Source organism: Bradyrhizobium sp. CAR08, assembly GCF_052871955.1.
Window position 1 is genome coordinate 26,006 of the sequence record NZ_JBIXJX010000020.1, and the last position, 12,885, is coordinate 38,890.

At 61.5% G+C, this 12,885-nt stretch carries 12 protein-coding genes and 1 pseudogene; 7 read left to right on the forward strand and 6 right to left on the reverse strand.

What is annotated here, in order from left to right:
• The first annotated feature begins 114 nt into the window (after positions 1–114).
• Together ACIPUD_RS32030 and ACIPUD_RS32035 are read left to right on the forward strand one after the other, a co-directional pair.
• Positions 115–1,227: an NADH:flavin oxidoreductase/NADH oxidase gene (locus ACIPUD_RS32030; protein WP_018452936.1), complete on the forward strand. Its 1,113-nt coding sequence runs from the start codon at positions 115–117 to the stop codon at positions 1,225–1,227.
• 282 nt (positions 1,228–1,509) lie between these two features.
• Positions 1,510–1,920, forward strand: a complete 411-nt coding sequence (locus ACIPUD_RS32035) for a hypothetical protein (protein ID WP_026232425.1) — start codon at positions 1,510–1,512, stop codon at positions 1,918–1,920.
• A 243-nt stretch (positions 1,921–2,163) separates the two neighbouring features.
• Here ACIPUD_RS32035 and ACIPUD_RS32040 read toward each other — a convergent pair whose 3' ends face one another.
• The 3 genes from ACIPUD_RS32040 to ACIPUD_RS32050 all read right to left on the reverse strand — a co-directional run bounded on the left by ACIPUD_RS32040 (position 2,164) and on the right by ACIPUD_RS32050 (position 4,525).
• Positions 2,164–2,409 (reverse strand): PilZ domain-containing protein, encoded by a 246-nt coding sequence (locus ACIPUD_RS32040; protein ID WP_027515169.1) that lies wholly within the window; start codon positions 2,407–2,409, stop codon positions 2,164–2,166.
• A 353-nt stretch (positions 2,410–2,762) separates the two neighbouring features.
• Complete coding sequence (locus ACIPUD_RS32045) at positions 2,763–4,100, reverse strand: DUF2235 domain-containing protein (RefSeq protein ID WP_446482243.1); 1,338 nt, start codon at positions 4,098–4,100, stop codon at positions 2,763–2,765.
• A 293-nt stretch (positions 4,101–4,393) separates the two neighbouring features.
• Positions 4,394–4,525, reverse strand: coding sequence for a hypothetical protein (locus ACIPUD_RS32050; protein WP_007599247.1), 132 nt, complete (start codon positions 4,523–4,525; stop codon positions 4,394–4,396).
• A gap of 360 nt (positions 4,526–4,885) precedes the next feature.
• On the opposite strand from ACIPUD_RS32050, the gene ACIPUD_RS32055 reads away from it, so the two are divergent.
• The 3 genes from ACIPUD_RS32055 to ACIPUD_RS32065 all read left to right on the forward strand — a co-directional run bounded on the left by ACIPUD_RS32055 (position 4,886) and on the right by ACIPUD_RS32065 (position 5,894).
• Positions 4,886–5,152, forward strand: a complete 267-nt coding sequence (locus ACIPUD_RS32055) for a hypothetical protein (protein ID WP_377791081.1) — start codon at positions 4,886–4,888, stop codon at positions 5,150–5,152.
• On the forward strand, positions 5,145–5,441 hold the full coding sequence (locus ACIPUD_RS32060; protein ID WP_085351639.1) for a hypothetical protein: 297 nt from the start codon (positions 5,145–5,147) through the stop codon (positions 5,439–5,441). The genes ACIPUD_RS32055 and ACIPUD_RS32060 overlap by 8 nt, the downstream gene beginning before the upstream one ends.
• Positions 5,442–5,615: 174 nt before the next feature.
• A complete protein-coding gene (locus tag ACIPUD_RS32065; RefSeq protein WP_018452941.1) occupies positions 5,616–5,894 on the forward strand; it encodes a DUF1488 family protein in 279 nt (92 codons plus the stop codon).
• A 15-nt stretch (positions 5,895–5,909) separates the two neighbouring features.
• On the opposite strand, the gene ACIPUD_RS32070 is transcribed toward ACIPUD_RS32065, so the two are convergent.
• Positions 5,910–6,290 (reverse strand): hypothetical protein, encoded by a 381-nt coding sequence (locus ACIPUD_RS32070; protein ID WP_446482244.1) that lies wholly within the window; start codon positions 6,288–6,290, stop codon positions 5,910–5,912.
• Positions 6,291–6,484: 194 nt separating this feature from the next.
• Between ACIPUD_RS32070 and ACIPUD_RS32075 the strand changes: the two are divergent.
• Positions 6,485–6,592: pseudogene (locus tag ACIPUD_RS32075) on the forward strand (DUF1488 domain-containing protein); the annotation flags it as partial.
• A 125-nt stretch (positions 6,593–6,717) separates the two neighbouring features.
• Here the strand turns inward: ACIPUD_RS32075 and ACIPUD_RS32080 are convergent.
• Together ACIPUD_RS32080 and rpmB are read right to left on the reverse strand one after the other, a co-directional pair.
• On the reverse strand, positions 6,718–10,554 hold the full coding sequence (locus ACIPUD_RS32080) for an AAA family ATPase (RefSeq protein WP_446482245.1): 3,837 nt from the start codon (positions 10,552–10,554) through the stop codon (positions 6,718–6,720).
• Between the two features lie 271 nt (positions 10,555–10,825).
• Complete coding sequence (gene rpmB / locus ACIPUD_RS32085) at positions 10,826–11,137, reverse strand: 50S ribosomal protein L28 (RefSeq protein WP_007604603.1); 312 nt, start codon at positions 11,135–11,137, stop codon at positions 10,826–10,828.
• A gap of 628 nt (positions 11,138–11,765) precedes the next feature.
• Between rpmB and ACIPUD_RS32090 the strand changes: the two genes are divergently transcribed.
• Positions 11,766–12,575 (forward strand): DUF3108 domain-containing protein, encoded by an 810-nt coding sequence (locus tag ACIPUD_RS32090; protein ID WP_085384094.1) that lies wholly within the window; start codon positions 11,766–11,768, stop codon positions 12,573–12,575.
• The last annotated feature ends 310 nt before the right edge of the window (positions 12,576–12,885 follow it).

Below are 12,885 nucleotides of genomic sequence, written 5' to 3' on the forward strand. Positions count from 1 at the left end.
CGCGGCCGCAATGCATCCCCCGCGAGCCGCCATGCCCCCCGCGCGGCTGGCAATCGGCGCATCGCCCACTACACTCTCTCCAACTCCCTGCCCCCCATCCCGGAACTCCCCCGCATGAGCGCCCTGTTTTCCCCGATCAAGCTGCGCGGCCTGACTTTGAAGAACCGCATCGTGGTGTCGCCGATGTGCCAATATTCGGCCGAGGACGGCGTCCCCACCGACTGGCACTTCACCCACATCAACAATCTCAGCCTGTCCGGCGCCGCGATGTTCTGCATCGAGGCGACCCATGTCGAGGCGATCGGCCGCATCACGCCGGGCTGCCTCGGGCTCTACAGCGATGCCGCCGAGGCCGCGCTGAAGCAGATCCTCACCTCGGTGCGGAAACATTCCTCGACCGCCGTCGCAATGCAGCTCGCGCATGCCGGCCGCAAAGCCAGCAGCGCGCGGCCCTGGGACGGCGGCCAGCTGATTCCGCAGGACGCGGGCGGCTGGCAGACCGTGGCGCCGTCGGCGCTGCCGCACAAGGAGGGCGAGGCCGCGCCGCTGGCGCTCGATGCCGCCGGCCTCAAGCGCATCCGCGAGGCCTTCGTCGATGCCGCCAAGCGCGCCGATCGCATCGGCATTGACGCGGTCGAGCTGCACGGCGCGCACGGCTATCTCCTGCATCAATTCCTGTCGCCGATCTCGAACAGGCGCACCGACGAATATGGCGGCTCGCTCGAGAACCGCATGCGCTTCCCGCTGGAGGTCTACGACGCGGTCCGCGCCGTATTCCCGCACGACAAGCCGGTCGGCATGCGGGTGTCGTCGACCGACTGGGTCGAGGGCGGCTGGGACCTGGCGCAGACCATCGCATTCGCAAACGCGCTGAAGGCGCGCGGCGTCGACTGGATCGATGCCTCCTCCGGCGGCGTCTCGCCGCTGCAGAAGATCGCACTCGGCCCCGGCTATCAGGTGCAGTTTGCAGAGGCCATCAAGCGCGAGACCGGTTTGCCCACCATCGCCGTCGGCCTGATCACCGAGCCGAAGCAGGCCGAAGAGATCGTCGCATCCGGCAAGGCCGACATGGTCGCGCTCGCCCGCGGCTTGCTCTACGACCCGCGCTGGGCCTGGCACGCCGCAGCCGAACTCGGCGGCGAGGTCGAAGCCCCGCCGCAATACTGGCGCTCGCAGCCCTCGACCCAGAAGGCGCTGTTCGGCAAGACCACGTTCGGGGCGCGGTGAGAGAGGCGAGTCTGGCGCGAGGACCGCGCCGCAAACTCGTCATTGCGAGGAGCCCTTGCGACGAAGCAATCCAGGCTGTGTCCGCGGAAAGATCCTGGATTGCTTCGCTGCGCTCGCCATGAGGATGGGGAGGCAGCCATGCGACACACGCCAAGGTCGTTGCTCCGCTTACCTTTTGGTCCCGTGCCGTTCCGCCTCACGCATCCGTAAACCCTCTCAGCTTCCACCCCACCCAAATCTGGCCTAACCTCGCGTGCGTCCAACGCCTCGCGGAGGCCCGCCATGCGATTTCGTGTTCGAAAAGCTGCCCACGTCATCGAGCGCGTGGGCCTTGCGATGGCGGGCGCGGCGTGCGGGCTGTTTGTCGGCGCTTATGTGGGATCGGCGATCCCCGCGCTCACCACCGAGGGGTTCCTGCTGCTGATGATGGTGCTGGGCTTCGTCGGCTTCTATCTCGGCATCGACACGCCGCAATTGCCGTTCGACGAGGCCCACGGCGACATCGACGCCGCGGAACTGTTGAGCGCCGCCGGCACGCTCTGCGCCACGCTCACCGCACTCGCCTCCGTCGCCATCATCGTGCTCCGCCTCGATCCGCACATCGCCTGGAGCTGGTTCGCCTTGTTCGGCTGGATCGCCGGCGTCGCGATGCAGATCGTCGCGGGCGCAAAGGCGCGGATGCGGAAGCCGTGAATTTGTTGTGTTGGGAGAGATCGCGCCGCAAGTACACTGCGTTCCCTCCCCCTTGTGGGGGAGGGCTAGGGAGAGGGGTAGCCACACGGCGTGCTCTGTCGAATGAAGCGACACTCTGTTGCCATCGCTTCGCACGTAACTAACACCTTTTGCTGGGCCACCCCTCTCCCCAACCCTCCCCCACAAGGCGGGAGGGAGCCGAGCGGAGTGTGGAGCGCGGCCTTGTTCAGCAGCTGGAAGGAGTCAAAACACCACGCCCACCTTCGAGCCGCGCTTCCACGCCACCCGGCAGCGTTTTTTCGTGTTCACATGCAGCAGCTCGAAGCGATCGGGAATCTTCACCTGGCCGCCGAGATCGACGCAGGCGCCGCCCGGCGAATAGTCGATCAGCGTGCAGGGGATCACCGGCGCGCGCGGGTCGGTGATGATCTTGGCCTGGCGGGACACGAGGCCCGCAGGCTTGACACGGGCATGTCGTCGCGGATGCATTGGCACTCTCCTCCAATTTCCGCGGATGGCGCGGGTGGTCTGGGAGATGATGCCAAGGAGTTGATTCGATCCGGCTAAGGCGGGCTGGAGAATTTTAATGAAAAGTGTCGGCGAGTGGAGAAAGCGGCGGTAGCGGGGTGGGAAGGCTTCCCCCTCTCCCCTTGTGGGAGAGGGTGGATCGCCACGAAGTGGCGAGACGGATGAGGGGTCTCGCACGGCATACGAAGCTTTCGCGTTCGCGGCGACAACCCCTCATCCGGCGCCATAGCCGATGCGAAGCATCGGCGTTTTCAAGAACGGCGGCCGAAGACCGCCTATGCCACCTTCTCCCACAGGGGGAGAAGGGAAGGCCCTCACCCCACCACGATCTCCCCCGCCTCCGCCGCCATCCCCACACCCGGCGGCGCCGGCATCGGCACCGTCACATACTCCTTCGGCAAATTCACCGGCCGATAGCCCGGCTCCACCGCCATCCGCTTCACCACGCTCTCATGCACATGCGCGCCTTCGGGGATCAGGCGCGGTTCGCAATCGGGGATGTAGAACCCGAGAAACACCTTCCGCGCCGGCCATTCCTTGTAGGTCGCGCTCTTCGGCAGATACTCCAGCACGCGCCAGGGCGCGGTCATCGAATCATGCAGCTCGCCGGTCTTGCCGGTGTAAGCCGGCGGCACGTATTGGAACGGCGAGTTCTTGCGCTGGATGCCCCAGGCGAGCTGGTTCACCGTGCGCGGGTTGAAGTTCAGCCCGGCCTTGGTCGCCTCCTCGATCATCCAGAGCAGCGGATATTTGGACTCGCCGCTCTCGACTTCCGGATAGCCGCCGCCCACGTCGCAATGCACGCCGGCGAACCACACCTGCAAAATGTCCTGCGGCTCCTTCTTGTCGTCGGGCACGAAGCGGTTGCGCCAATAATCCTGCGGCTCCTCATACTGCTTGAGGCGGAACATGCAGCGCCGCTCGTCGATGGCGATCGCCTGGCGGAAGATGTTGACGCTGGGATTGCGCAGCGTGAAGGCGAGCTCCTCGAAGCTCGGCAAATAGCCCCGGTCGGCGCGCGGCACGATCACGCTCGCCACCGTGTCCCAGACGCCGATGAAGTGGATGGTCGGCCAGCGCGACGAGGTGATGCGTGCGAACTGCGCGGCGAGATCGAACTTGTTTTTCGGCAGCGGCCCGCTGTCGTCAAACCCCTCATCGATGAGGTCGCTGACATCGTTGCCGCGCCCGGTGCCGGAATATTGCTTGTAGGCGACGAGGCCACTGCCTGCGAGGTTGGCCTGCTCCGGCGAGATCAGGCCGATCTTGTGGATCAGCCCCGCCAGCACGCGAACCGTGTAGGCACCGCGCGAAAAACCGAACAGATAGATCCTGTCGCCGGGCGCGTAGTGCTGGACCAGGAAGCAATAGGCCGACAGCGTGTTGTCATCGAGCCCGTAGCCGGTGGCGAGCCCCAGCACCAGATTGACGTTGGCTTTCCAGCGGTGCCACGTCGACGGCTCCGTCACCGTGCCGACCCCGGGATCGTAGAACACCAGCTGCCGCGGCCGCGTCTTGTCGGTCTTGCGCAGGCAGCGATAGAGCTTCAGGACGTTGGAGATGTTCTCCGAGATCTCGTTGCCGGTGCCGTCACAGCAGATGACGAGGTTCTTCGGCTCGGATGTATGCTCGGCGTTGCGCTCGTGATCCACAGGATGCCCCTCCCGCTGATGCTACCCGGGCGAGTATAGCGGAAAAGCGTGGGGAGAGGGAGATGGCGCTTCTTCCCCTCCCCCCTTGTGGGAGAGGGTGGATCGCCGCGAAGCGGCGAGCCGGGTGAGGGGTCTCTCTCCGCGTGCGAATCTCTCGCGTCAGAACTCCCGGAGACAGACCCCTCATCCGGCGCCATAGCCGATGCGAAGCATCGGCGTTTTCAAGAACAGCGGCCAAAGGCCGCCTACGCCACTTTCTCCACAAGGGGAGAAGGGAAAACAGCGCCCGCCCGCTACTTCTTCTTCTGACCGATTTCCGGTTGCCACGCCGCATCCTTGCGGCTGGGCGCTGCGGCGCTGGTCTTGATCTTGTCCTTTTTCGGCTTCTTGGTCTCGCGGTTGCTGCGTTGCTGTCCCTTGGCCATGACGTCGTCTCCTCCTGGGTTTCGAGTTCGTCCGCGTGCGAGATCGGCGCTGCAATGGTCGCTGGCAGGGCTACGCGATGCACCCGCCCGAGCCATTGAAAGATCGGCGCCGCGCACACGAGGCGCGAAAGATGCAGCGCAACATCGACGCGCGGCAATTGCGTGAGCTGCGCTGACGTGGTCGAGCGTACGCCCGCGTCCTGCCGATTGCGAGGACTAAAACGCCGCGCGCGAGCACCGCGCTTGCCGCTTAAGTCCCGGCCCGCGCTGACATAATGCTGGCTATTGCCGGGCAACAAGCGCATGGTCGTGACCAGCTGGTGTCGGTTGGGGCCCCTTCTTTGCGAAAGGCAGGCGCGCATGACCATCCGCTCGCGGCGAGAAACCATCACCTTCAAGCATCCATTTCACATCCGCGGCCTCGAGCGCCAATTGCCGGCCGGCGCCTATGAGGTCGTCACCGACGAGGAGATGATCGAGGGCCTGTCCTTCGCGTCCTATCGCCGCGTCGCCACCATGATCACGGTGCCCTCCGAAGGCGTGCGCGGTGCGACGGAGATGCTGTCGATCGGCTCGGTCGACCTGGCGGATGCCCAACGTATCGACGCGAGTGCCGCCAATGACTGAAATTCCGGTCGATCTCGACAGCCACCGCGGCATGGCCGCCCAGAAGGCAACCGATCTGCGCCGCGCGCTGGCCGATGTCGAGGCCCAGGTCAGGGAGCTGCGCGAGCGCGAGGCCGAGCTCGAAAACCGCATGATGTCGGTGCCGGCTACGTCCTGGCCGGAGGCCGCCGTGAAGGCCCGCCATCTGCTCAACCTCTATGCCGCGAGCCTGCCCAGCGAGGACACCCGCCACCGCGCGCTGGTGGCCGCCCTGTTCGACGATTTCGCAAGGCTCAACGGCGACGGCTGAACGGCGACGGCTGACGGCGAGCCACTCAGGCGTCGTCCCGGCGATGGCCGGGACCCATAACCACCGAAGTGCATTGTTTTGCACGCTTGTGCCACAGCGTGCTTCGACAACGCTGACCGACGCCGCCCCCGTGCGCCATCGCGCACAAGCGCGCGGACGCAAAAGGAGTACCCCATGACGCTCACCAGCAGCCGCTTCATCGCCCACGACCAGGACCGCGGCATCGTCCAGTTCTCGATGCAGGACGGCGCGAAGGAGATCGCCTGCGCGATCTCGACCTCCGCCATGGACGACCTCGAGCGCGGCCCGCGCGCCCGGCCCAGCGAGCGCGAAGAGCAGTTCACGCGCCTGCGCGAACGCATCGAAGCCTGCACCGGACGCAAATATCAGGCGACGGAGTTCGAAGGCACCCCGCCGGGGATCGTGCTGCGGAGCATTGATTTTCGGGGGTAGGGGAAGCGAGGACGCCTACTTCGGCGGCTCCTGGGGTTTGCCCTGGAATTGGATGTTGCACTTCTTTGCGATCGAGGCCTGTTCGACCGCGATCAATTGTCCCTTCATTTGCGCAAGTTCGGCCGCAGCCTGTTTGTCGCCGCCGACCAGGAACGCCGCGGGCCAGAACACAACGACGGCAACGCCCGTCGCGACCTGATCCTTGGTGCGCTGGCTGTCTTGCACGCCGGAGAGGGTCGCAGCTCTGGCGGATACCGACTGCGCTTCAAGCGCGAGCTGCTGGCAGTTGTACTGTTGATACTGCACCGGCGAGACGTAAGCCGCCGTGATGTCAGATGAAGACGACGCGCAGCCACCAAGCGCGGCCGCAAGGACCGCCACGCCCAAATTACGCATTAGAAGAGTCCCCCCGGAAAGTTGCACAGAAGCGCAACCATTGCGGGAGATCAATAGAACCTTGGCTTAGCTAGTAACACTACGGAGTAGCAGTCGGTTTCGGCGATAAGTGATGGACCGACAATTCTGAGCCTTGAATCATCGCCACGTTGCATGAACGTCAGGTTCCCTCGGTAGGAATGCCCTAAGGAGATCGCCTGCGCGAGCGCATCGAAGCCTGCACCGGACGCAAATATCAGGCGACGGAGTTCGAGGGCACGCCGCCGGGGATCGGGCTGCGGAGCATTGATTTTCGGGGGTAGGGGGATTGCTCCAAATGCTCCATCACTGCGATACCAGCATTGCGGCGCCAAGGCCGGCTGGAAGATAAAGTAGAGCGATGCCTCACTAAAAGCTTGTGATGACACTGGATTCAACTATGTCAGCTTTAGACGGCCTTTCCAGGCAACTCGAAGAGAACGCCGGCAACCGGCCATAGCTTTTGTAAGCAGTTTTTTTTCGAACCAACTGGACTTAGCACGATTGGCCAATATTCGCCCCCACTATGCAGGCTCTCAAGTACTGCACCTCCATCCGGCTGGAGACGGAGACGTTTGAAATAATGCGTGCCATTCGAATCTTCGACAATGACAGGTCTTCCATCTTGAGCATTGATGGCTGCTTGCGACGTAAGAGCGTCTTGCACGATCAAGTACTGACCATCGAGGGCTAAAGGTTCAGCGCTTTTGCCTTCGACCTCAACAATACCCAGCGCGGTCTTCGCAAGGTGTGTCAGCGCTGCCTGGCCTCCACAATCGCATATCTCGTTTCTGCTGGTCTGCAATACCGCCGAAGAGCTACGTTTCTCGAAGAGGACCCCTACGATTTTTCGCACGTCGAGAGATCCCCGGTGCGTTACCACTGGAGCGGCGATCTCACGAGGGTTGACGGCTTGAGCTGTAAGAGCTGCGACGTTGTTAACGTTGTCAGAAATTTCGAGTCGTCGCGCAAGTAGTCGGTCGTCGAATCGAGCCACAACAAGCGACCGATTGGAAACCTCGCCATATTCTCTTGTGATCAAGATGTCGCCTACTCGTGCGACAGGTTCGAGCGTCGGGGCGGTCAGTCGAAACGCAGAATGCTTCCCGAGCGTAATCCCAATCTGTTCGACTGATTTATATTCGCTCATGTCGATTGTGCCGTCTGCAGCCCGACCGTCGCTGAGCGCCGCTGCGCGCCCAAGTATTTTCAGTGGAATGGTACGAACGGCGGCCTGATGACCGTCCGGCATCTCAGCAGTCGCAGGAGTTGAAAAAAGCAACTCCATTCCGCCGTGAAGCTTACGATAGTCACGGATCGTACGATAGGCGCCCTCAATTGCCGGACCAAGCTTCTTCCACAGAGTGCGGACGGCTGTGGCCTCCTGCATGCCGAACTGTCGGCCAGTCGTATGGTGAGGGCCCTCAATATAGCTGGTTTCAGGGCTGCCCTTGCGAATCAAGGCCAATACCGTCCCGATGACGGGAGCATCCCAAGGAGTGAGGCCGGCTTTGTTTGATCGCTCAAGCAAGTCACGCAGATCGCCCAGCGCCATCATTCGGACATCGCCGTCGCGGCCCCTTACTATCGTCTTCAGAAGCCCTTCTGCGTACTCGCGTACATCAGCTAAGTAATCTTGCGCCGCTTTTGGGGTCTTCTCAGTGTTGGCAATGGCCCATGCTCTATCGATCTTTGCACCTTCCAAAACTGTAGCGCGGTCTGAACGAGGTCCACATGCAATCAGAAGGCCGTCCCGCCCCGTCACACCGTCCATCTTAATCAAATCCACGAAGCCTATATCGTGGGTTGTGATTATGATCTGAACGCTGCTGCTTTCATGTTGAAGCTTGGCGATGTAGTTCGCCCACCGGGAGCGATGAAAATCATCAAATGTCGATTGAGGATCATCAAACATCATCAGGGGCAAACAGTCTCTTCCGAATTGCTCGACCAGTTCCTCTCGTAGAGCAAAGACAAACGCCCAAAGCACGGCTCTTATCCACGATGTGTTCGCGACGACTGTGGCATCCACACTTAAATCAGCGGAGAAATTAGCTTGGACGCGCAAACCTTCCTTTCGGTCGAGCGCTGCGCTTTGATACTGCAATTGCTCTGCGACCAGGATTTCTTTGAGCAACCCACCAATGCGCCCGGATAGCTCATCCAGCGCATTGCGGGTAACCCAGTCGCATACGCCGTTCAATGTCTTTAATGGTGCGAGACCTTCAGAAACTAAAGTCCGGAGATCGACCTCTCGCTGAATGTCTGCAGCTTGCTTGCCCTCTTTGAATGCGGTGCGCATAGACTCAAGCGCCGTGCGATAGGGTTCAGCCTTCTCAAGTATTTCCGACAGTCGATCGAGGTGAACTCTAATTCCCTCTATTGGGGGCGATCCTTCCGTATCCGTCGCAGACAATCCCTCGACTAGGTTGCTCCACCATTGTGTCCATCGTGCACTTTCGGTGGCTGACCACTTCGCGAGCGCGACGAGTCTTTCGGCGATTAATATGCGCTCAAGAACGCGGGCCGCATCGTTTGCGTTGAGTGCGCCTGAAGGCGGAAGTGTCGCTTGGACATCAATGTCTGGGGTAATCTTGAGTGCGCTTTCCACGAGCGCTTTTGCTCCTACGAGGCAATCGCGATACCGCGGATTTGATATCAGAGTAGAGGTGATATCATCGATCAAAGATCGCCTCGGTTCCAACGCTAGCAGGTCAAGATCGAATTTTTGAAGTTCGGCGGGAGTTGCTTCATTCAACCGAAGGACGATTGCATTCGTGTTGTCTGCGAATGCCCGTCTTGCGGCGTCTCCCGACTTTCTAAGCTCCTCTAATTCAGCTTTCAGTACCAGATCCGAAAGGGGAGTACTGCAGAGCGGGCAATCAGCGACGATGCCACCAAGGTTCTCTTCGTGCCAATGAGCGCCGATCGCCTTTAGCTGAAACTTTGTGTCCAGTTGCGATTTTCGAAGGAGAACTAGGGCTTCATCTAGGCTTGATCTGGCCGTGTTAATTGCAACTTCGAGCGACGCTGCTGCTTGAAGACTTAGTGTAGATTGGATTGAGCTAACAGTCTTCCATGCGGGGAGGATTGCCAAGCCCGTTTCGAAGTCTTGTCGAGCGGCAGAGATATACGCGACAACTTCATTCTGGACGCGAGCTTGGCCTAGTTGGATGCTCGGATGAAGGTCATTCTTGATTACATTAGCCTGTTCCGCGGCGAGTTCGGAAAGCTGTTTTCCAAGAGCCACCATCGGACCGCTAGTGTCCTCAGTGTCAGCCGGCTTAAACTCTGCTACCGGCATGTTCACACGCGCTAGTGCGACTCGAGCGGTCTCTACGGCGCGGTTAAAGCTGCTGCGTAGAGCGATCAACTCCTTAGCGCGGTAACTTCTGTATTCTCTGGCCGCGTGACAAAGCCCCGCCGTCAGCGATCCGATTGCTATGAGATCATCCAGTCCAGTTAATTGTTCGACTGCACTTTTTAGTCGGTTGCCTGGCTCATTTAAGCGGATGCGCCCAATGCGCGAGGGCATAAGGAGCCCAACCTCAATGAAGGGAAGCGGTATTTGAAAGTTTGACGAAACGCTTGTGGAGACTGTGTCGCCCAGCAATTTGCGTTCGACCGTTGCCGTTTGTGCGCCGGGGTCACGGAAGGTGAGTTTTACGCGTACCTTCGGTGTCTTTTCGGCATCGGCGGTGGTTGGTGGATAGCATGCTAGTGGAGGCCACTGTCCGACGGGTTTAGGGCCGTTTCCGTAGACTGGCTTCTTCTCTGATTCGGCAATTTCGGATTGCTCACGGGGGCGTTGTCCTGTGAGGGCCCAAGTGACGGCGCCAATCAAAGAAGACTTTCCGCTTCCATTGGGGCCCTCCAATACGAAGCTCTCGCAGGCGAGATCGAAGGTGAAAATTTCGCCTTGCCACGTATTCAACCCTCCGAAACCCTCCGCCTCGATCAACGAAAGTTTCCAAGGTCCGGCCGATCCAAGAGGAGTATGGCTCGCAGTTGCTGCTTGTATGGCCGGATCGTGCGTTGCCTCAAGCGCCTTCTGGAGACCTGCGATGAATTCGGCAGGAAGCGAAGTTGGTAGGCGCACGCTCGAACCGAGAAGATATTCGAAGAGGCGCCGTTGCGTTGGCGTCGTAAGTTGCAACGCGGCCTGGCTTCCGCTTGCATCTGCGAAAGACAGGCTGTCGCCTGCCAATAACGTCTTCTCGATATCTGCCTTCGTAAGGCGCGCCACAGAAATCTCTTGAAATGATTGAGGGCGGCTAAGCCGGAAAAGAGCGAAGCGAAAATGCAATCGAGCTAAAGTTCAAAGTTTGAGCACGATGGTAGTTGCGCAGCATGTAGTCAACAACTTCTGGGAGCTAATACCAATTATGTTCGCGGGAATTCAGCGCGTTGCATGGCAAAAACAAAAACGGCCGGATCTTCCGATCCGGCCGTCACGCAAAACTTGATCCGGCTGAGCCTACGTCACGCGACGCAAGCTCCCGCCCAATCTAAAACTCTTAGCTCGCCTTCTTCGCCGGCGCGGGGGTCGGGCCGACCTTCTTCTGGATGGCGCGCTTCAGCTCGAGGGCGCGGGGCGACAGCACGGCGGCCTTGGCCTTGAGCAGGAAGGGATCGAGGCCGCCATTGTGGTCGACGCTCTTGATCGCGTTGGTGGAGACGCGCAGGCGCACGTTGCGGCCCAGCGCTTCGCTGATGAAGGTCACGTTGACCAGGTTCGGCAGGAAGCGGCGCTTGGTCTTGATGTTGGAGTGGCTGACCGTGTGGCCGACCTGGGGGCCCTTGGCCGTCAATTCGCAGCGGCGAGACATGGCAAAATCCTCAATCTTTCCCAACGATGTGCGGCCGCCATTCGGGGCGCCACGGGCAAATCTCTGTCCTTGCAGGGAGCGGGCGGACGTATAGGGGGGAAGCGGCGGGACGTCAAGGTTTTGGGGCGGGTTTCGTGCTCCAAGGTAGCTGTCATCGCCCGGCTCGCCGCCTTCGCTGAAGCTTCGGCGGGCCGAGCACCCGTGTGGGCCTCGGCGTAGCCTTGGCGGAGCCGGGACCGGGCGATCCAGTACTCCGCGCCGGTGCGGCTGACCAGAGGGGCCGCGGCGTACTGGATGCCCCGGTCAAGCCGGGGCATGACGGCGGTGGAGGTGGCGGGGTGAGGTGCGCTTTTCAGTCCCACCCCCGATCACCAAAACGGCAATGATTATCGCGCCTTACCATCACATAAAGGGCGTATTCGCGCCCGAAAAGTCCGGTGGAGTTCCGGACGCCGACAGGCCCGGACGCATTGCTTGGCGCGGTATTTGGCTTAAGTAACAACCGTTCGCGCCCCGATTGGATTGTTTCGTGCTCACAACGCCTCATCTTGCGCCCGGCCTGCGCTCAGCGGAGCGGCGCGCGAGGAATCCGCGCGTAAGCCATCCTCGCTCTGCCGGCCGCTGGGTCATGGCGGCCCTTGGCGGGCTGGTGTTGGCGTGGGCGGCGGAGCCCGCGGCGGCGCAGGGCAAGCTCGAGGCGCAATATGAGGCGACGCTGGCGGGCATTCCCGTCGGCAAGGGCGCCTGGAACATCGACATCCAGGACGATGTGTTCGCGGCCGCGGCCTCCGGCGGCACCTCGGGGCTGCTGAAATCCTTCGCGGGCGGGTCCGGCACCGGCGCCTCGCAGGGCCGCGTGGTCAACGGCGCGCTGGTCGCGACCGGCTATCAGGCCTCCACCACCACCTCGAAGAAGACCGAAGAGATCCGCATCACGCTCGACAAGGGCAATGTGAAGGATTTTGCCATCCTGCCGGAGCCGCCGGTCGATCCCGACCGCATCGTCGTCACCGACGCGCATCGCCGCGGCGTCTGGGACCCGATGACGGCCTCGCTGGTGCGCGTATCCGGCACCGGCGACGTGCTGTCGGCGGACGCCTGCCACGGCAGCGCCGCCGTGTTCGACGGCCGCATGCGCTACGAGCTCAAGCTCGATTTCAAGCGCATGGAGAACGTGAAGGCGGAGAAGGGCTATCACGGCCAGGTCGTGGTCTGCTCGCTCTATTTCGTGCCCATCGCCGGCTACATCCCCGACCGTCCCGTGATCAAATATCTCGCCGCCCAGCGCAACATCGAGGTCGCGTTCGCGCCGATCGCGGGCACGCGCATCCTGGTCCCGTTCTGGCTGAAAGTGCCGACCCCGCTCGGGCCGGCCATGCTGGAAGCAACCTCCTTCATCACCAGCGCCCAGCCGCCCAAGGTTGCGAAGACGCAGTAGGGCTGGGTGCCGTAGCCCCGCTGCCGTAGCCCGGATGGAGCGCAGCGTAATCCGGGGTTCTTTGCTTCGGCCCCCGCATTGCGCTCCGCTCCATGCGGGCTACGGACCTCCCTTTTGGTGAAAATAAACATCAATGATTTCAACAACATCCCTACTGTGCATGGGGTTGTTTTCGCGCATTTTGTTTGGAGGGGGTCGAGAACCGGGAATCCATTTGACTCCTCCCCGATTCTGATTCGACTCCGCGCCGTCCCCAGCTTTAACGAATCCGCCACCGAAACGTCGCTTGTGCGGCGGGCCAAAACTCCAT

Bases quoted from the DNA above. Each gene is read 5' to 3' on its own strand.
- ACIPUD_RS32030 (WP_018452936.1), top strand. From the start codon at position 115: ATGAGCGCCCTGTTTTCCCCGATCAAGCTGCGCGGCCTGACTTTGAAG.
- ACIPUD_RS32035 (WP_026232425.1), top strand. From the start codon at position 1,510: ATGCGATTTCGTGTTCGAAAAGCTGCCCACGTCATCGAGCGCGTGGGC.
- ACIPUD_RS32040 (WP_027515169.1), bottom strand. From the start codon at position 2,409: ATGCATCCGCGACGACATGCCCGTGTCAAGCCTGCGGGCCTCGTGTCC.
- ACIPUD_RS32050 (WP_007599247.1), bottom strand. From the start codon at position 4,525: ATGGCCAAGGGACAGCAACGCAGCAACCGCGAGACCAAGAAGCCGAAA.
- ACIPUD_RS32055 (WP_377791081.1), top strand. From the start codon at position 4,886: ATGACCATCCGCTCGCGGCGAGAAACCATCACCTTCAAGCATCCATTT.
- ACIPUD_RS32060 (WP_085351639.1), top strand. From the start codon at position 5,145: ATGACTGAAATTCCGGTCGATCTCGACAGCCACCGCGGCATGGCCGCC.
- ACIPUD_RS32065 (WP_018452941.1), top strand. From the start codon at position 5,616: ATGACGCTCACCAGCAGCCGCTTCATCGCCCACGACCAGGACCGCGGC.
- ACIPUD_RS32070 (WP_446482244.1), bottom strand. From the start codon at position 6,290: ATGCGTAATTTGGGCGTGGCGGTCCTTGCGGCCGCGCTTGGTGGCTGC.
- rpmB (WP_007604603.1), bottom strand. From the start codon at position 11,137: ATGTCTCGCCGCTGCGAATTGACGGCCAAGGGCCCCCAGGTCGGCCAC.
- ACIPUD_RS32090 (WP_085384094.1), top strand. From the start codon at position 11,766: ATGGCGGCCCTTGGCGGGCTGGTGTTGGCGTGGGCGGCGGAGCCCGCG.